Here is an 18,847-nt window from a genome sequence, read left to right on the forward strand (position 1 = left end):
CGGGGTTGCCGGCGGGTACTGTGCGACCGTGAGCGGGGATCTGGTCCTCACCGACGAGTTCCGGGAGGCGTTGGCGCTTCTGGCCGGCGGCCGCCACCTGTTCCTCACCGGTAAGGCGGGCACCGGTAAGTCCACGCTGATCCGGCGTTTCATGGCCGAGACGGACCGCAGTGTGGTGGTGGTCGCCCCCACCGGGATCGCGGCGTTGAACGTCGACGGCTACACCATCCACCGACTGTTCGGGTTCCGCACCACGACCACGCTGGCCGACGTCACCGGCGGCGACTACCGGCCGGGCCGGTTCGCCAAGACACTGGCGTCGCTGCAGACGCTGATCATCGACGAGGCGTCCATGGTCCGCGCCGACGTCTTCGACATGGTCGCCACGGCGCTGGAGAAGTTCGGCCCGGAGCCGGGCGTGCCGTTCGGCGGGGTCCAGGTCGTGCTGGTCGGCGACCTCTACCAGTTGCCGCCGGTCGTCGGCGACGGCGAGGAGGGCTACTTCTCGTCGGTCTACGAGACGCCGTACTTCTTCTCGGCCCGCAAGTTCGAGCGCGCCCACTTCCCCACCATCTCGTTGACGACGGTGTTCCGCCAGCTCGGCGACGACCGAATGACAGGGATCCTCAACGAGATTCGCGAAGGTGTGCTGCTGGGCCACGCGCAGGAGCAGCTCAACGCGCGCGCCGACAAGGATTTCGTCCCGCCCGACGACGAGTTCTGGCTGACGTTGGCGCCGACCAATCGGCTGGTGACCGCGCGCAACCGTCAGCACCTCGAGCGGCTGCCCGGCGACGAGTTGATGCACCGTGCCCGCGAGTCCGGCGACCTGTCGCTGTTCGACAAGCCGATCGAGGACGAGCTGCGGTTCAAGATCGGCGCGCAGGTGATGATGCTCAACAACGATCAGGGTGACCGGTGGGTCAACGGGTCGATCGGGCGTGTCGTCGGCGTGGGCTACGACCGCTACGGCGTGGTCGTGGAGGTCGAGTTCGCCGACGGGTCGTGCGCGGAGGTCACACCGTTCACGTGGGAGGCGACGCGACCGGTGGTCGACGGCGGCGCACTGCGGCGTGAGGTCATCGGGACGTTCACGCAACTGCCGTTCAAGCTGGCGTGGGCGATCACCATCCACAAGAGCCAGGGGCAGACGCTGGAGCGGGTGGTCGTCGACCTCACCGGTGGCATGTTCTCGACGGGTCAGCTGTACGTCGCGTTGAGCCGCTGCACGTCATTGGCCGGGCTGGTGCTCAAACGCCCTGTGCTGCCGAAGGATTTGAAGACCGACCGGCGGATCGCGCGATTCCTGCGCACCTCGGTCAGCGGTGCGGGGGCGCGCAGGTACTGCGCGATCGGGATGCTCACCGTCGGCGACGAGGGCCGGATGTCCCGGCCGCGGCCGGTGGAGCTGGCGGTGGCGTTCGACGACGGCACCGCCGTCTCGACCCTGGTGAACCCGCAGCGCGATCTCGCCGATGCGCGAAAGGCGTACGGCATCAGCGTGTCCGACGTGTTGTTGGCGCCCACGCTACGTGACGTGTGGGCGGTGATCGCGCCGATGCTGGCGGGTTGCACGCCGGTGGGGCCCGGCGTCGACGAGACGCTGGGACTGATCGATTTCGAGCTCAAACGGCTCGGCCATGTGGCGGTGATGCCGTTGGGCGTCGAACTGCGTGGAGCGCGGGCCTCGGGGCGCACAGCGCTGGAGCGGGCACGGTCGGCGCTCGCGGCCCTGGCGTCGACGACGGTCGAGGAGGGCTCGTCGGCGTTCGAGGAACCCGAACTCGCCGAATCGGTTTCGGGGCTGCTGGTCAGCCGGGACCCTTCGGTGCCGACGCCGAAGGCCGAACATCTGCCTGGGCTGTCGGCGCTGTTGCGGATCAGCCGCGACGTGGGGGCGGTGCTGCTGGGTGCGTCGGCGCACCGAGACCTCGACTCGTCGTGGGATGCGGCGGCGCGGCTGGCAGTGGCCGATCAGTTGCGTGCGGCGGCGAGCCGCGCGCTGCTGCCCGACGAGGTGGTGGCGCGGCTACACGAGGCGTCGTCGCTGCTCGGTGTCGACGTGGTGAGCGACGCGGAACTGGTGGTGCGCCACGACATCGGTGAGGCGTTGGCACCGGGCGCGCGGATCTGTTTCACCGGGACGGCGCTGGACCCGTCGGGGCGGGTGGTGGAGCGCGAGGAGATCGAGCGGATGGCCGAGGCGGCGGGGTTGAAACCGGTGCGGTCGGTGACCAAGACGCGGTGCGAGGTGCTGGTGACGGCCGAGGCGGGCACGCAGTCGGGGAAAGCGCGCAAAGCGCAGGAGTACGGCAAGCCGGTGTTCACCGCCGAGGAGTTCTTCGCCTGGCTGAGCGGTGTCGCACCCCCGACGTAGCGTCGGTTCATGAAGAACGTCAGCACGCAACGCGGCCGGACGGTGGTGTCGGCCGAACACGCCCGGGAATGCGAGTTGTGCGGGGCAGCCGGTGACTTCTTCCTGCGGGGCAGGACCAGTGGGGTGTGTCTCGACTGCGCCGATCTCGGTCACCTCGAGTTCCTGCCCTCGGGCGAGGCGGCGCTGAGCCGGCGCGCACGGGCGGCCAGCCGGTTATCCGCGGTCGTGGTGCGCTGGAACCTGCGTCGCGGCCGCTATGAGCGCCACGGCATCCTCGCCGAGCCTGCGGCGATCGAGCAGGCGGCGCGCGAGTGCCTGTCGGACAACGCGTTTCTGGCGCGCCGCCGCTCTCCGAGGACCCACCGCGCGGTCGAGAATCTGCGTTTCGAGGGCAAGTTCGTCGCGGCGATCCGTGAGCTGTTCCCAGGGTGTCCGCCCGAGCGCGCCGAGGCGATCGCGATCCACGCCGCGTGCGTCGGGCGAGGCGCCGCCGACCGGGAGTGGGATCCCGACGCGGTGCGCCTCGCCGTCGAGGCCTCCGTCCGACATGTCGACACCGACTATGACGAGCTGCTGATGGCCGGCGAGTATCGCGATACGGCTCGGGCCAAGGTGTGGGACCGCGTGGAGAGCGTGCTCAGCGCGTGGCGCGACGGTGTCACGCCGCTCGACGCGTGAGTGCACCCTAAATCAGCCGAATGGCCATGGCCGCCATTTGCTGATGGCGTTCAGGGCATTTCGTGCATTGCCGACCACCGCGTCGACGGTCTTGGTCGCTGCGCGGCCGACGGTGTTCACCACATCCGTCGCCGCTCGAGCCGCCACACCGACGGTGGTCCGCGCTCCCTGGACGACGGCGTTCCCCGCGGACGTCACGCGAGTAACCACCGCCCTCGCAGCGTCGACCGTGACGTTCCGAACGGCCCCCGCGAGCGCGACTGCTTCCCGGCGGACTCCTCCGACCGCGCCGCCGACCGAGGTGGCAACTTTGACACCCACCGTCAAGGTGGCGCCGGCAAGTTCGCGAATCACCACCCCCGGATTCTGCGCCGCATACTGAAGCGTCCCCGGAATGTCCCGTGGATCGATCTTTGTGGCTTGCTCGAAGACGTAGGACCAGATGCTCACGGCTTGGCCGACCAGGAATCCCACGGCATTCCAGTTCCTGATCGCCAAATACGAATAGAGGTCGCCAACGGCTCCGGTGAGAATGAACGGGATCTTGGCGAACTGCCCGCTGACCGCCGCGGCTGCGACGTTCACCGCGGTCAGGATGTTGCCGAGGGCCTTACCCCCGATCTGGGAAAGGGCTTGGGCGGCACTGACCCAAGCGAGCCCTGTCTCGAAGATCGCTGAACCGGCGAAACCGGCCACGGTGCCGAGCAGTCTGGAGACTGAGGCGACATTCTGGTTGATCGCATGCGCGATGGTCTGCACCGAGGCCCGCACCGCATTGGTCACTGTGCGAATGATGAGCGTGATCGGGTTGACCGCTCGCGGCGGCGTCACCGCGTTACTCGTCCCGGTGTCGATCACCGCCAGCTGGCCGGTCAAACTCGCGGGGTCCTGTCCCGCCTCCCCCAACAGCTGTCCCAGGTAGAGGCGCGTGCCGTCCGGGCTCACCGCCACCGCCGTCGGAGAGCCGGTGTCAATCGGAATCCGGGTGAGCATCGTTCCGTCGGCCGTGCTCACGGCCCCGATGGCCAGCTGCGGTTGGCCGTCGACGACCGCGACCGCGGGCACGTAGAGCCGAGTACCGTCCGGGCTCAGCACCGGCGCCGACGGGTACAGCCCGCTCGCCACCGCCTGCACCGTCCCGACCACGGTGTCGATCTTCCACAGCGTCCCGGTGGGAACGCCGCCGGACCCGGAGGCGAAGGTCTCGGTGTAGACGTACCTGCCATCGGGACTCGCGAGGATCACACCGTTGGTCGCGGGCCCCTCGGTCGGCGATCCATACAGAATCGGCTGTCCGATAACGGATTTGGTCGCCGTGTCGATGACAACCAGGCCGGCCTGACTAGTCGTGGAACCGCTGGGGTCGGCGAATGTCATGGTGTTGACGAAGAGCCGCGAACCATCCGGGGACAGCGCCATCGCGAGCGGATAACCGTCGACCAGGACCGGATCGGGGTCAGTCGTGCTGGTCGCCGGGTCCAGTACGTACACCGCCCTCTCGGCGTAGTCGAAGACGTACACCGTCTGGGCGTCGTTCTGGCTGATGACGATGTCGAGCGGGCCGCCGCCCGGCGAGCCCGGGCCGGAGAATATCCCGATCGGGACCGTGGCGACCGGCGTGTTGTTGTGCTGCAGGTCGATCACCGTCACGGTACTGTCGGCGTTCGCGGTATACAGGCGGCGTCCGTCCGGACTGACGACCAGCCCCGTCGCCGCCGTGTTGACCAACTCGACTGGGGCACCAGCCGCTTGGCCGCTGGCGGCGTCGATCACGTCGATCCGACCGGAGAGCTGTCCATCCGCACCCTGGCTCATCGACGAGACGTACACGCGCTTCCCGTCGGGGCTGAACGCCAGAGGCTTCGCTGTCGTCGAAAATCCCGTCTGCGGAACGTATCCCACCGCGAGTGGATCCCCGACTGGGCGGTTGGTCCTCGTGTCGATGCCGTACACCGTGCTGGTGGGCACCGATCCGCCGTCGGCCGAAATCGTCGTGGTGATCACGTAGACCGTGCGCCCGTCGGGACTGACGACGACGGTGTGCGGCAGGGCGTCACCGAGTGAGACTCGGTCGATGACCCCTGAGGGCGCGGCGGCCGCTGCGAGCGGTTGGGTCGTCGAGGGGGCCGACTCGCTGGTGGTCTGCGCGGACGCTGGTGCCGCACCCGTCCCGCGTTGGTTGGCCGGCCGATAGGCGGCGACGACGAGTTCGTTCAGCGTCGGAGCGACGGGCGGCGGAGGTACCTCAGGGTCGGTGTTCACACCGACGGGCGCCACGAGCTCGGGAAGCACCGCAGAGACCGGACTTTCGGGAACTATAGGGTCGACCTCGGCGATCGGCTCCGGCTCCGCGGCCGGCTCTTCGTCGACGAAGGTGAGCGCGCGCTGCGACTCGGCGGTGTGTGTTGCCGTGAAATCGCCTGCGCCGAGCTCGTCGCCGGTGCCGAGGTCGTCCTCGGCGTCGAGTTCGGTGTCGTCGTCGAGTTCGTCGGTGTCATCGAGGTCCGGTGTTTCGTCGTCCTCGTCGGTGTCGTCCTCGTCGGTGTCGCCGTCTCCGGTGGGTCCGTTGTCTTCGGTGGGTTCGTTGTCTTCGTCGTTCTTGTTGTTCTGGTTGTCGTCGTCGTTCGTCGACTCCTGGCTACCCCCACGATCGTCCTGAGACGCGGACGCCGAAGGCGCCGACCCTGCGCCCTCGTCGGCATGGGCGATGCCTGACCCGTTGGCGACTGCGACGCCCAACCCGAGGGCCACCGCACCGGCGCCGAGCCACTTGTAGGGCTCCACGCCGCCACCCCTGCGGTGACGTCCGTTCGCCCTTGATTTCCCCTGTCCACTGCGCTGACCGGCCATGCCGTCCCCCCTTGTTGAATTTGCCAAATATAATTAACACGCTCGTCAGCGCTTCGTTGGCAAATCAACTATTAGGTGTGGTGAGGTCGGCAAAGACGCGCTGTCGCCAGGGCATTGACTCTGCGCCCACGGTCACAACGTGCGAGTGGCGTGCGCCCCGAGCGCAGAGTCAACGCGCTCAACGCCCGCCGTCACGACCGGCTGAGCAACTCCTTCAGCTCGTCCTCGAAGCGGTCGGCCAGGTCCCAGAGGTCGTCCACCAGCTTCGGGCACGAGATGATGCCCACGTTCAACTTGTCCCCGAGCGACATCACCGTGATGTTCAGTCCCGAGCCGTGGAAGATCGGGCCGAGCGGATACAGCGCCTTGACCTCGGCGCCGCACGAGTACAGCGTATGCGGCGGCCCGGCGACATTGGAGATGATCACGTTGTGAATGGCCGTGTGCGTCAACGGCGTACGGGACATCACGTTCACGAGCAGCCCGAACGTCCCGCGAGAGATGATCTCGGCCAGGTCGACCAACAGCGTCGGGCCCAGCGCCGAGCTGTGTTCCTTTGCGTGCGAATCGGATTCGGCGATCGCATGAAGGCGCTGCACCGGGTCGTCGATGTCGGTGTGCAAGTTGCAGAACATGCCCGAGAGCTGATTGCGGCCCGGACGGTCGGACTTGTCACGCACCGACGACGGCACCATGGCGATCATCGGCCTGTCCGGCAGTTCGGCACGCTTGTTCAGGAATCCGCGCAACGCGCCCGCGCACAACGCCATCACCACGTCATTGACCTTGACGTCGTACCGGTTCTTCACACGTTTGACGTCTTTCAAATCGAGTTGCGCCAGGGCGATATTGCGCTCCGCGGTCAGTTCGGCGTTGAAGGGGGTGTGGGGAGCTTTGAACGGTGGGGCCATGGCGGTGCCGCTGACCGCACGACGCACCGTCGTGACGAGCGTCGACGTCGTCTCCGGAATCACCCTGGTCAGCTGCAACGGGCGGGTGACGAACCGCCGCAGTCCGTCCGCTGCGATCCCCAGAGGTGTCGCGTCGCCCGGTCCTTCGACGGGATCGCGAGGCGTGCCCACGGGCTCGGGATCGCACAGTTGATTGAGCAGGTTGGCTGCCGAGACCCCGTCGACCACAGCGTGGTGGAGCCGCAGCATCAGCGCCAGCCGGCCGCCTTCCCGCGGGTCGGTTTCGCCGACGCCCTCGATCACCCACATCTCCCACAGCGGCTTGCTGCGGTCCAGCGGAACCGCCGCGATGTGTGCGCAGATGTCGACCAGTTCCTGACGCCCTCCCGGCGACGGAAGGCTGATCCGTTTCAGGTGACGGGACAGGTCGAAATCCCTGTCCTCCACCCAGACCGGATGGTCCAGGTTCAGCTGGCTGTCGGCGAGCTTCGCCCGCAGCTCCGGCAGCGCACTCATGCGGGACGCCAGGTCACTGCTGAAGCGCTCGAAGGTGTAGCCGCCGGGAACCGTCGAGGTGTCCAATTCGACGACCGAGCACACGTTGAGGGGCACCGCGGATGATTCGCTGTACAGAAGACCCGCATCGAGGCCGCTCAACCGCTCCATCCGCCTGCAGTACCCCCGCGGGCAGATCGGCCAAACCGCGAGCGCAGAGACTCGTTACTCACGCACGCACGACCGGCCAGAAGAGCTCGAACAACCGCTCCTCCCACCCCTCTGCCACGGTTCCCGTCCGCGCGCGCTCGGCGATGTGCGCACCGACGATGGCGTCGATCAGCGCCGCACCGTCGACGTCCTCGCGAAACGAGCCGTCGGCGCTGCCCGCGTCGATCACCGCCTCGATCTCGGCCCGCTGGTCGACGAGGATCTGACGGAAGAGCGCGGTGAACTCCGGGTCGTCGTCGGTGAGCAGCGCCGCGAAGCCGCCGAAGCCGATGCCGTCCTCGATCGCCTTGACCGCCTCCCCGATCACCCACCGCAGCCGGTCCGGCGCGTCGGTGTCCGGAGCGAGCGGTTCCGGCGCGGTCACCCGCGAGAGTGCGACGGCCAGCATGTCCCGTCGGTCGCTGTGCCTGCGGTAGATCGTCGTCTTCGCGATCCCCGAGCGTGCGGTCACCGCCTCGACGGTCACCGACCGCGGCCCCTTCGTGCGCAGCAGGTCCAGGGTGGCTTCGGTGATCCCGGCGTCGACGTCCCGTCGCTGCACCATCGGCCCTCCCCCGGTCTCGCTCCACCGGGAATACCGGCGACCGGAATTACGCTACACTAAACGTAGCGCTACGATACGCGTAGCGAAGCGTAAGACCGGAGGAGTGATAGGCGTGTTGAAGAAGATGCGAGGCGAAGCGATCACATACGTCGCGTACGTGGGTTTCCTGGTCGGATTCATCGCGCTGGGACTGTTCGTCTACGCGTTGGCCGCCGGGAGCGTCCTGGCCGGCATCATCGGCGCGGGCCTCGTTGCCTCCATGATCGCGACCGTCGTGTTGTTCCGCGCCGGAGCCCGCAGGAGGGCCGAAGAGAACGAGAGCGGCATCGAGATCCCCGGGGTGAACATCTTCGCGACGCCGCTGAAGCGGGATGAGATCGACCGCTACCTCCTGACCTACCGCGGCGCTCAGGTCCGCGCCGACGACGTGCGGGACATCGCGTCGATCACCAGGGGCGCGCCGTCGCGGCGCGAGGACGAGCGCATCGCCGCCTGATCACTTAACGGCCAAAGCTCCCCCACCGGCGGCGAAATCGGTGTAGAGCTTCCTGGTGATCAAATCCGCGCTGGGCGCGTTGCTGGCTGCCACGCTCGTGCTCACCGGTTGCCAGGACTCGAAACCGGCTGCCGCCACGCAGGACTACCCCTCGGGGCCGGTGACGATGACGGCGGGCGCCAATCCCGGCAGCGGGTTCGACATCACGATCCGCGCGGTCGTCGAGGCACTGCAGAAGGAGCGCCTCGTCGACGTCCCGCTGCCGGTGCAGAATCGGCCGGGCGGTATCGGAGCGCAATTCCTCGCCACCATGGTCGAGCAGTGCCGGGGCAAGGACGACCAGGTGTCGGTCACCTCGCTGTCGATGATGATGAACGAACTGCGCGGCCTCTCGGAGTACGGCTACACCGACGTCACGATGATCGCGCGCCTGATGACGGAGTACTACGTCGTCGTCACCGGCGCGGGGAGCCCGTACAAGAACCTGACCGACGTGATGGCCGCCGTGAAGGCCGACCCCGCCGTCCCGATCGGCGCCGCCACCGACGATCAGGCCCCCTTCGACCTGCTCGTCGCCGCGGCGGGTGGAGACCCGTCGACGATCAACTACGTGCCCTTCGAGGGCGGCGGCGACCAAAGCACCGCCCTGCGCAACGGCGAGATCCCCGTGGCGATCACGGGGATCAGCGAAGTCGTCGACCAGGTGAAGTCCGGAGAGTTCACCGCCCTCGGTGTGCTCTCCGAGGAGCGGCTGCCGAACCTCGACGTGCCCACCGCCCGCGAGCAGGGACTCGACGTCACGCTGTCCAACTGGCGCGGCCTCTACGGCCCACCGGACATGCCGCAGTTCGCGGTCGCTTACTGGCAGACGGCCCTCGGCGAGATGGTGCGGTCACCGACCTGGCAGCAGATCGCCGCGCGCAGCCACTTCACCACCACCTTCATGACCGGTGACGAGTTCCAGACCTTCCTCGCCGAGACGCAGGAAGACGTCAAGACCGCCCTCGAGGAAGCGGGTCCCTGACCATTCGGTGAATGCGTCGCATCGCCGTCGGCCTGCGCCTACATTGTCAGCGGACGGGAGTGGCGCCGATGATTCCGAGCATCAAGAGGTCGTTGCGGCTGGCCGGGATGCGTCCTGTTCCACGGTGGCCGGCGCGCCCGACGGTCGATCTGCGCGGTAAGCGGATCCTGCTGACCGGAGCATCCTCGGGGATCGGTGCCGTCGCCGCGCAGAAGCTCGCCGCCGAAGGCGCTTTCGTCATCGCGGTCGCGCGCCGAGAGGCGCTGTTGGCCGAGGTGGTCGAACGCATCACCGCGGCCGGCGGCTCCGCCAGCGCCATCCCGGCCAACCTGGCGAACCTCGACGAGGTCGATGCGTTGATGGAAAGAGTTGGCCCCGTTGATGTTCTGATCAACAATGCCGCGCGGTCGATCCGCAGGCCGTTGGCCCAGTCACTGGATCGCTGGCACGACGTCGAACGGGTCATGCAGCTCAACTACTACGCGCCGCTGCGGCTCATCCGCGGACTGGCACCCGGGATGATCGAACGCGGCGACGGCCACATCATCAACATCGCCAGCTGGCGGGTGCTGCCGGAGTCGTCGCCGATGTTCGCCGCCTACAACGCATCCAAGGCGGCGCTGAGCGCCGTCAGCCGCGTCATCGACACCGAATGGGGCCACGCGGGCGTGCACGCGACGACCGTGTACTACCCGTTGGTGTCGACGCCGATGATCGCACCGACGCAGGCCTACAGCGGCCTCGCAGCCCTGTCCGCCGACGAGGCCGCACAGTGGATGGTCACCGCGGCGCGCACCCGGCCGATCCGCATCGCGCCCCGCAAGGCGCTGGCGCTGCGGGCGCTCGACGTCGTGGCCCCGCGCGCGCTCAACAACATTTTCGAGCGCGAGACCAACCGGATGAACCGCAATGCCATCAAAGCGGCTGCCGCTCAGGGGCATTAGTGAAAGCGTCGGTGGGGCACCGGCCCGAGAACCTGGCCCTGGGCGCGGCGCTGACGACGGCGGCGTTCTTCTGCGTGGCGCTGGTCGGCACGCTGGCGAAGGTGGCAGGCCAATACACCTCGACCGGGGTGCTGTTGTTGTTCCAGAACCTGATCTGCCTGTTGTTCATCGTTCCGGTCGTGGCGCGCGACGGGTGGTCGTCGCTGCGGACCTCCAAAATCGGTCTGCACGTGACGCGGGCGGTCACCGGCACGGCGTGCTGGTATGCGCTGTTCTTCGCGATCTCCCAGATCCCGTTGGCCAACGCGACGCTGCTGACCTACAGCGCTCCGCTGTGGATGCCGTTGGTGGCGTGGGTGGTCACCCGGCAACCGGTGGCGAGGGCGACGTGGATCGGCGCCGGCATCGGGTTCGCGGGAGTGATGCTGGTGCTGCAGCCGCAGGCCCGCAGCTTCCACATCGGCGAAGTGTCTGCGCTGGCGGGCGCGGTCCTGCTGGCCGTCGCGATGATGACGGTGCGCTGGCTCGGGGCGACCGAGCCGATGACCCGGGTGCTGTTCTACTACTTCCTGCTGTCGACCGTATTGTCCGTTCCCATCGCGGCTTTCGACTGGCAGGCGTTTCCGCCGCGGGCGTGGGGGTGGTTGATCGCCCTCGGTTTCGCGCAGCTGTTCTCGCAGATCCTCATCGTGGTGGCCTACCGGTACGCGTCGGCGGAGAAGGTCGGACCGTTCATCTACTGCGTCATCGTGTTCACCGCGCTGATCGACTGGATCGTCTGGCACCATCCCCCGACGCTGTACATGTATCTCGGGATGGCGTTGGTGATCGGCGGCGGCCTGGTCGCGGTGCGGGCGCGTTCCCCGGTGGCGGTTGGGTAACGCTTGGGCTGTGCACGTGGACAGCAGCCTGACGCGGGCACACAGTTGAGGTATGGCCGATTCGAAGAAATCGCAGTCCAACGACGTCCTGGCGGCCGCCCAGGCTGCGCTGCACGCGGCGCAGGATGCGGCCGCGGGGGCGATGCGGGTGCCGACGGCGTCCGCGCAGATCGTCGGGCAGTTGCCCGAACTGATCGAGAACCTCGCCAGGGCGACGGAACGACTCAACGCGACGCTGGACAGATTCGAGAGATACATGGCGTTGGCCGATCCGACGCTGCAGGCGATGGACCGGGTCCTGCCGCAGTTGCAGGCGCTGGCGGCGACCAGTGACGCCGCGTTCCGTGCGGTGGGCGACCTTCCCGGGGTGGGCACCTTCGGGCGGATCACCGGGCTCACGCCGAGGGAGGAACCGCCGGCCGACGAGGGTAAGACACGGAAGCGGCGCGGACCCTCCGGACGGTAACGCCTCGACCAAGACCCCCATCGGATACAACGCGATCCTGGGCAAGCGGACCCGCCGCACGGGGGCGCTCATCGCGCGCTCTCCGTCGTGCCGGACCCTCATCCAGAATCCGACGATCCTCGGGGTCGTCGAGCAATTCCTCAGCCACGCCAGTGCATTTCAGCTGATGCTGACGCAGATCATCTCCATCGAGCCCGGCGAATCCGCGCAGCGCCTGCACCGCGACCAGGACCGACGGCACGAAAGGCAGGCAGCCGGCGCTGAGTCGACGTACTCGTCGAGGCCGAACGTCGTCAGCATCGGGGTCTCCCAGCGGTGCTCCGCGTTCGGCCGCCGAGTGCTGTCGGACCCCTGCGCCAGACTTCTGGGCATGGGCAAGCGCAACCGCCAGCGGCGGACGGCCAAGCAGAAGCACCGGCGCCGGTCGACACCGAGAAGCGAATACAGCCGGCCTGACCCGGAGCCAGATCGCGCGCAGTTGCTCGAACGCCTCGTCATTGCAGTGAGTACGGCTGCGGGTATGCCCACACCGTGGCGCGCAAACGAACTCTTGGAGCAGTCCCGCGGTTACGAGCGCGAACTCGACGTCGCCGCCGACCTCGCCGTACAGGCGGCGATCCGAGCAGCCTGGGAGCGCGGGTGGTCGCCGACGGATCTGCACGAGGTTGCGCGCCGCCGAGTGGAGGCGCCCGCCGTGTGCTACCTCGACGAGGCCATCGCGCTCGAGTCACTGCGGTACTCGGTGGCGACGCTGCACCCACGGTGGCGCGCCGAGCTCGCCGACATCTCGACCGGGCCGGCGCCGTCCGCGCCACAGATGTGGCGTTGGGCGGCTTCGCGTTCGGTGGATCACCGCACTGCCCTGACCGTCGTTCTTCAGGTGTTGCACCTGCTAGGCACGATTCCTCGGATCGACGCACTGCTTCCGCTGCCGGGCTCACGCAATCAGCTGACCGATGGAGTGGGCGAGGTCGACGAGAAGATCCTCGCCCGGGTGCGCGCGCTGCTGGCCAAGGCCGAGTCCACCGAGTACCCCGACGAGGCCGAGGCGCTGTCGGCCAAGGCGCAGGCACTCATGATCCGACACTCGTTGCAGGGAGCGGTAGCCGATCACGACGATGGGCGAGCACCCGTCGTCAGTTCACGCCGAATCTGGATCGACAATCCCTATGTGGCTGCCAAGGTGGCGCTGGTGCAGACCGTCGCCCAGGCAAATCGGTGCCGCACCGTGTGGATCAAAGACCTTGGTTGCGTCGTGGCCGTGGGTTCGGAGACCGACCTGAACCTCGTCGAACTGCTCACCACGTCGCTGCTGGTGCAGGCGACCCGCGCGATGTTGACCGGAGGACGCCAGAACGGTGTTCGGGGTCAGTCGAACACGAAGTCGTTCCGGTTCTCCTTCCTGGTCGCCTATGCCAGCCGCATCGGCGAACGGCTCACCGCCACCAATTCCTCTGTTACCGAGGAACTGCAACGCGACAACCGGCGGTTGCTGCCGGTACTGGTCGCGCAGAACCGGGCGGCCGAGGCGGAATTCGCTCGGCTCTTCCCGGGAGTGGTGGCTACTCCGCTGGCCGCCTACGACTCCGTCGGCCTGGGCGCCGGGCGCTCGGCGGCGGACATGGCGACTCTCGACGTCCGAGACGCGATCGCGGGCTGAGTACCTGATGATGAGCATCCGTAGCCGCTGACGTCGTCGGTGTAGGCGTACTGGAAGAGCGGCTCGAGGGTCTCGACGGCGAGGAGGCACTGCAGGACCGTGAGCCGGCTGAACATCGGCTCGAACGCCTGGAAGGCCGCCAGCATCATGGTGGCGACGCTGTTCATCCACTCCCGGTCGGCGGCCCGCACCGGTGGTCTGTGGTGTGCCGCCATCGTAGATCCCGCGCGTGCGCCGAAGCGCCGCGGCGGTGACGGGCATGATGGAGGGTGAGCACGCCGGGACGTCGACAGAGGGAGGCGCGTGACCGAGCGAAACCAGCCCGCCGAAGGCCGGTCGACACCGCCTGCCGGCGACTCCCCGGCGGTCGATCCGGCGACGCAGCGCGCCTTCGGCCGCCCGGACGGCATCGAGGGGGCGTTCGCCTCCCCCGACCGCCGCCGTGACCAGGGCGAATACACGCCGACCAACCAGCCCCCCGGGCCTCTGCTCGACAACGTCTTCGGTCAACCCGATCGCGGTGACGAACCGGTGTCGGAGCCCTGGCCGCCGCAGGCCGAAGACGAGGCCCCGCCTCCTGCGCCCGCGGCTGCGGCGCCCGCGCCCGCCCCGGCCGGCCCCAAACTTGGGCTGGTCGACGTGTTGTTCAGCGGGAAGGTGTCGCGTCCGGCGCTCGCCCTGCTCGGTGTGCTGGCGCTCGCGGTGGGCCTGGCCGGCGGGTGGATGGGCAGCAAGACGGCGTCGATCATCGAGGCGTTCTCGATTCCGAAGGTCAACGTGTCGAGCACCGCGCGCGACGACGAGGCCGAAGGTCGGTTCACTAAGGTGGCCCGCGCGGTCGCCGACTCGGTGGTCACGATCGAGGCGATCAGCGAGCAGGCCGGCTCGCAGGGCTCCGGGGTGGTGGTCGACGGCCGCGGTTACATCGTCACCAACAACCACGTCGTCGAAGAGGCCGCCAGCGATGCGAAGAAGTGGAAGCTGTCGGTGATCTTCAACGACGGCAAGACGGTGCCCGCGCATGTCGTCGGCCGCGATCCGGTGACGGATCTGGCGGTGCTGAAGGTCAACAACGTCGACCACCTGACCGTGGCGCGGCTGGGCGATTCGAATCGCCTGCGCGTCGGGCAGGAGGTGATCGCCGCGGGTGCGCCGCTGGGGCTGCGCAGCACCGACACCGTGGGCATCATCAGCGCGCTCAACCGCGCGGTGCGCCTGTCGGCGGAGCGTTCGGGTGAGGACATCGTGATCTCGGCGGTGCAGACCGATGCGGCGATCAATCACGGCAACTCCGGCGGCCCGTTGATCAACATGAACGCCGAGGTGATCGGTATCAACGCGGCGGGCAAGTCGCTGTCGGACAGCGCCAGCGGTCTGGGCTTCGCGATCCCGGTCAACGAGATGAAACACGTCGTCGAGACGCTGATGCGAGACGGCGTGATCGCCCATCCCACACTGGGTTTGACGGCGCAGTCGGTCAGCGATACCGCGGCGGCCGGGGCGAAGGTGACCGAGGTCAAGCAGGGCGAGCCGGCGGAGAAGGCCGGGATCAAGGACGGCGACGTCGTCGTCAAGATCGGTGACCGTCAGATCGGTGACCTCGACTCGTTCGTCGTCGCGGTGCGCCAACTCGAGATCGGTGAGGGCACGCCGGTCGAGATCCTGCGTGAAGGCAAGCCGATGACGCTGACCGTGGAGCCGGTCGCGGGCAAGCCGACGACCAAGCCGTAAGAACCAGTCGCCGAGACTGCTCGGAGATCACGCTTTCGCGCGAATCGGCGATCCCCCAGCAGTTTCGGCGTAGCCGAGGCTTCGCAGGCACTCCTCGACCCGCTTCCAGCCGCTACTCGACTTCGCCTGCGGTGAAGCGGTTTCGACCATGCCGATGAGCAGGTCCCGAAGGGCCCCGTCGCGTTCCGACAGGCCACTCGCATAGCGGCCGTCGAGCAGATACTCGGTCGCGAGTTCGCTTTCCGTCGAGGCCGCCCACACCAGGCGGTCGAGGAAGATCTCGAGAATCCGCGCACCTTCGGCCGAGGACGCAGCTCCCATGGACAGCATCTCGAGGTCCTTGTACTGCGCCCGCTCCAGTCCTTCCGCCGTGAGCGCCAGCGCAGTGCCGGGTTTCGACGACTCCCGGTCTTGCGCTCTGGCACGCACTTTCGAGACGGCTTCGGCCATCGCGAGGAAGTTCTTGTCCGTCAGGCTGAACCCCACGAACAGCAGGTGGCTCGTCAACAAGAGCGTCTGCACGACGCCTTCGAGCGCGCGCCGCTCGTCGGGGTAACGCTCGAGGTCACCCTCGGTCAGCACGATGGAGTCGGGCTGGTCGACGTCACCGTTGATCTTGAGCAACCACCGCGACCCGCCTGCCGCCAGTTGACGCGTGAGCACCCTGAATCGTTCACCCGCAGGAGCTTTGAGCGCTTCTTCCATGCAGGAGTCGAAGTTGGTGGTCACCATGCGTCGGACGTCGATACTCGCCAGAAGCGCGTGGCCGACGCCATGGAGATGCTTGTCCAAGAGCCGCCGGACGGCTTCATGCCGATAACCTCCGAGCTTCTCGATGATCGGTTCGGCAGCTCGATACGGGTCGTCGCCGACCGGTGCATCGGCGCCCGCCTCCTTGGCGAGAGCCTTGAGCAACTCCGACCAGTCGGGCAGACCGACCGGCTTGGATATACCTGCACCGAGAAAGAGCGAGAGCTCGCCGTGTGCAGCGAACTGCCCCAACCGGTCTGCATGGTTACGGAGTTCGTCGGACAGTTCACTCCAGTTCTCAGAGCTTCTGCGCTCCTGCACGGCTGCGAAGTCACGTCGGTCGAAGAGTATGAGTGCCACGTCAGCGGTCAGAGTCGTCGCCCGATAACGTTCCAAGAGGGCGTTGATGACCTCAGCCCGTTGGGTGTCCAATCCACCTTGACCGGTGCCGGGTAGCGGGAGGCCGATCAAAGGTGCCGCGTGGCCCCCTCGTTTGGTCGCCTTCTCGGCCACATATTCGAGCGCCGTCCACGTGCGGTCGACTACCTCCTGCGGGGTGGCGCCGTGATGGACGTCCACCGTCACAAATGCCCACACCGGACGGCCCTTGACCGCTGGGGCGATGACGCCAGCCTCGTTCGGTTCGCCCGGAAGTACCAGCCAACCGGGATCGAACTGCGAGGCCGGTAGCGCTGCGGGCAACAGGTCCCGCCACACGGCGTTGACGTTCCCGGCCGAATCGCAGGGAATCATGATGGCGTCGCACGCCAGCTTGGTCAGGTCACCCTGGGCGACGAAGAGATGGCCCACTCGCGTGACTGTAGCGCCGGATGACCGGCCACTGAGGGTCTTTCACCACGTGCGCGTGCATGCGGTGCATGTCCAGTGTTGTTCTGTCCTGACGCATCCGCGGGCATCCAGCCACGGCGGGATGTCCCAGGTCATCAACATGCCGAACAGCGCGCGTTGGGTGCGCCCGGCACCGCAGGCGAGGCACTTCGGGTGCTGGGAGAACCGGAAGTCGAGCAGGTTGGTGTATCCGCCCTCGCGCATCCGGTCCTGGCAGCGCCGGCACAGCACACCCGGCCAGTCCTCCGGCAACTCCGGCCGCCAGCAGCTGGCGGGTATGGGGTCCTCGAGGTAACTGCAAGCGTGACGGTCGTCCATGATCAGCACCTCGGGCGCCTCACGGGCGGGTTCGTCGACGGTGTGGAAGACGAAGTTGTCGCGCGCGTCGTCCCCGACCAGGTCGATGTCGTCATCACAGCCGGTGCACCGTCCGCGCGAATGCAGGAGGACGCGGGCGCGCACCACCGAGGTGTGGCCGAACCGCAATGACGGATCCATGTGGTCGTGAGACTCCGTCAGCGCCAGCTCCATGCGGACTGCGTCGTCGCCCTCCAGCCGCCACGCACGGCGCGGATCCCACCCGAAGCCGACGGTATGCACCAGGGTGGCCAGGTCGAGCAGCTTCGGCTCGACGAAGGTCCAGTCGACGACCGCCCTGCCCAAACCTTCATCGGCGCCGATGCTGCCGAGCGTGGTGAGGATGGACGCCGGTTCGGTGTTCAGAACGATCGCCACGGGGTCGCCGCGCCGCGCCTCTCCGAAGCCATAGCGCCACGGCCGGCACCGCGAGCGGGACTCGAGCAGCGCGATCACACCGAGCAGCCAGTCGGTCGATTCGACTATGTGCAGACGGTCGATGGAAGTTTGCGTCACCTACCCATTATTCCAGGCAGGTATGACATTTCGACGGGAGCGAGGGTTCGCTGAACGACGCGAGGCGCGCCTACTCCTCGGCCATCGCGTAGACCCGCCCCTGCCGGTACGGCAGCTCGATGCCGTTCTCGTCGTAGGCGCGCAGAATCTCCCGCCGCAGCCGTCGCTGCACCGACCACTGCGCGTTCGGACGTGTCTTGAGGGTCATCCGCAACGTCAACAGGTCGGGCGAGAGCTCCTGCACACCGAGCATCTCCGGCTTGCCCAGCACCTTCGCGGCCAATGCCGGGTCTTCGAGGGCCTCCTCGGCGGCCTCGACCGCCACCCGTTCGGCCTGCGCAACATCGGCGGTCAGCGCAACAGGCATCTCGATGCGGGCAACGGCGTAGTCCTGGCTCATGTTGCCGACCCGGGCGATCTCACCGTTGCGGACGTACCAGAGCGTGCCGTCGATGTCACGGACCGTGGTGACCCGCAGGCCGACGCTTTCCACCTCGCCGACCGCTTCGCCGAGGTCGACGGTGTCACCGACGCCGTACTGGTCCTCGAGCAGCATGAACACGCCGGTCACGAAGTCGCGGACCAGGTTCTGCGCGCCGAAGCCGATGGCCAGGCCGACGACGCCGGCCGAGGCGATGAACGGTGCGATGTTCACGCCGACCACGTTGAGCACGGCCAGCACCACCCAGATCAGCAGCACGATCGACACGGTCGACTTGAGCACCGATCCGATGGTCTGTGCGCGCTGCTGGCGCCGTTCGGCGGTCTTCACGCCGGTCACCGAGGACGGGGCGCGATCACGCAGGTGGCGCAGCAGCGGCGGCTTCTTGGACTGTTCCAGGTCAGACGTGCCGCGGGACTTGCTGCGGCCGGTGGCGGCACGGTCGATCATCCGGTGCAGTACGTAGCGGGCGATCAGGGCGACGACGGTGTACGCGACGATCCGGATGGGGACCTCGATGAACCAATGTTTGTTGGTGTCCGTCCATTCGAAAGCGAGTGTGTAGACGTCCATGATCACGACCGTACCCAGAACGCCCACCGGGACACACATTGCGACGCGTGTCACCGGTGGGGTTCGGACCCG

At 67.6% G+C, this 18,847-nt stretch carries 17 protein-coding genes; 11 read left to right on the forward strand and 6 right to left on the reverse strand.

Going from position 1 to position 18,847, the window contains the following annotated elements:
• The first annotated feature begins 28 nt into the window (after positions 1-28).
• Together G6N49_RS18935 and G6N49_RS18940 are read left to right on the forward strand one after the other, a co-directional pair.
• Positions 29-2,377 carry an AAA family ATPase gene (locus G6N49_RS18935; RefSeq protein ID WP_083044892.1) on the forward strand — a complete coding sequence of 783 codons (2,349 nt, stop codon included), beginning with the start codon at positions 29-31 and terminating at the stop codon, positions 2,375-2,377.
• Between the two features lie 9 nt (positions 2,378-2,386).
• Positions 2,387-3,055, forward strand: coding sequence for a DUF2293 domain-containing protein (locus G6N49_RS18940; protein ID WP_083044891.1), 669 nt, complete (start codon positions 2,387-2,389; stop codon positions 3,053-3,055).
• Positions 3,056-3,067: 12 nt separating this feature from the next.
• On the opposite strand, the gene G6N49_RS18945 is transcribed toward G6N49_RS18940, so the two are convergent.
• A complete protein-coding gene (locus G6N49_RS18945; protein WP_235679541.1) occupies positions 3,068-5,059 on the reverse strand; it encodes a YncE family protein in 1,992 nt (663 codons plus the stop codon).
• Positions 5,060-5,230: 171 nt separating this feature from the next.
• Between G6N49_RS18945 and G6N49_RS29560 the strand changes: the two genes are divergently transcribed.
• Positions 5,231-5,770: a hypothetical protein gene (locus G6N49_RS29560; protein WP_234789281.1), complete on the forward strand. Its 540-nt coding sequence runs from the start codon at positions 5,231-5,233 to the stop codon at positions 5,768-5,770.
• A gap of 326 nt (positions 5,771-6,096) precedes the next feature.
• Here G6N49_RS29560 and G6N49_RS18950 read toward each other — a convergent pair whose 3' ends face one another.
• A complete protein-coding gene (locus G6N49_RS18950; RefSeq protein WP_064917259.1) occupies positions 6,097-7,482 on the reverse strand; it encodes a WS/DGAT/MGAT family O-acyltransferase in 1,386 nt (461 codons plus the stop codon).
• 58 nt (positions 7,483-7,540) lie between these two features.
• A complete protein-coding gene (locus G6N49_RS18955) occupies positions 7,541-8,086 on the reverse strand; it encodes a TetR/AcrR family transcriptional regulator (RefSeq protein ID WP_011854678.1) in 546 nt (181 codons plus the stop codon).
• A gap of 112 nt (positions 8,087-8,198) precedes the next feature.
• On the opposite strand from G6N49_RS18955, the gene G6N49_RS18960 reads away from it, so the two are divergent.
• From G6N49_RS18960 to G6N49_RS18995, 8 genes are all read left to right on the forward strand, one after another.
• On the forward strand, positions 8,199-8,582 hold the full coding sequence (locus G6N49_RS18960) for a hypothetical protein (protein WP_041924973.1): 384 nt from the start codon (positions 8,199-8,201) through the stop codon (positions 8,580-8,582).
• 55 nt (positions 8,583-8,637) lie between these two features.
• On the forward strand, positions 8,638-9,606 hold the full coding sequence (locus G6N49_RS18965; RefSeq protein ID WP_083044889.1) for a Bug family tripartite tricarboxylate transporter substrate binding protein: 969 nt from the start codon (positions 8,638-8,640) through the stop codon (positions 9,604-9,606).
• A gap of 68 nt (positions 9,607-9,674) precedes the next feature.
• On the forward strand, positions 9,675-10,550 hold the full coding sequence (locus G6N49_RS18970; protein WP_064917306.1) for an SDR family oxidoreductase: 876 nt from the start codon (positions 9,675-9,677) through the stop codon (positions 10,548-10,550).
• Complete coding sequence (locus tag G6N49_RS18975; RefSeq protein ID WP_083044888.1) at positions 10,550-11,431, forward strand: DMT family transporter; 882 nt, start codon at positions 10,550-10,552, stop codon at positions 11,429-11,431. Before G6N49_RS18970 ends, G6N49_RS18975 begins: the two co-directional genes overlap by 1 nt.
• Positions 11,432-11,483: 52 nt before the next feature.
• A complete protein-coding gene (locus tag G6N49_RS18980) occupies positions 11,484-11,897 on the forward strand; it encodes a hypothetical protein (RefSeq protein ID WP_083044887.1) in 414 nt (137 codons plus the stop codon).
• 166 nt (positions 11,898-12,063) lie between these two features.
• Positions 12,064-13,557 carry a DUF2786 domain-containing protein gene (locus G6N49_RS18985; protein WP_064873699.1) on the forward strand — a complete coding sequence of 498 codons (1,494 nt, stop codon included), beginning with the start codon at positions 12,064-12,066 and terminating at the stop codon, positions 13,555-13,557.
• 99 nt (positions 13,558-13,656) lie between these two features.
• Entirely contained in the window at positions 13,657-13,830 is a 174-nt protein-coding gene (locus G6N49_RS18990; RefSeq protein ID WP_163647422.1) for a hypothetical protein, read from the forward strand.
• Between the two features lie 30 nt (positions 13,831-13,860).
• Positions 13,861-15,288: a S1C family serine protease gene (locus tag G6N49_RS18995; protein WP_011558270.1), complete on the forward strand. Its 1,428-nt coding sequence runs from the start codon at positions 13,861-13,863 to the stop codon at positions 15,286-15,288.
• Positions 15,289-15,315: 27 nt separating this feature from the next.
• Here the strand turns inward: G6N49_RS18995 and G6N49_RS19000 are convergent, their stop codons facing one another.
• The 3 genes from G6N49_RS19000 to G6N49_RS19010 all read right to left on the reverse strand — a co-directional run bounded on the left by G6N49_RS19000 (position 15,316) and on the right by G6N49_RS19010 (position 18,775).
• Entirely contained in the window at positions 15,316-16,848 is a 1,533-nt protein-coding gene (locus tag G6N49_RS19000) for an SIR2 family protein (RefSeq protein ID WP_083044886.1), read from the reverse strand.
• A 42-nt stretch (positions 16,849-16,890) separates the two neighbouring features.
• Positions 16,891-17,760 carry a hypothetical protein gene (locus G6N49_RS19005; RefSeq protein WP_083044885.1) on the reverse strand — a complete coding sequence of 290 codons (870 nt, stop codon included), beginning with the start codon at positions 17,758-17,760 and terminating at the stop codon, positions 16,891-16,893.
• A gap of 70 nt (positions 17,761-17,830) precedes the next feature.
• Positions 17,831-18,775 (reverse strand): mechanosensitive ion channel family protein, encoded by a 945-nt coding sequence (locus G6N49_RS19010; protein WP_041925226.1) that lies wholly within the window; start codon positions 18,773-18,775, stop codon positions 17,831-17,833.
• Positions 18,776-18,847: the final 72 nt, after the last annotated feature.

The sequence above is a fragment of the Mycolicibacterium monacense genome (genome assembly GCF_010731575.1).
GTDB classification, from domain to species: Bacteria; Actinomycetota; Actinomycetes; order Mycobacteriales; family Mycobacteriaceae; genus Mycobacterium; species Mycobacterium monacense.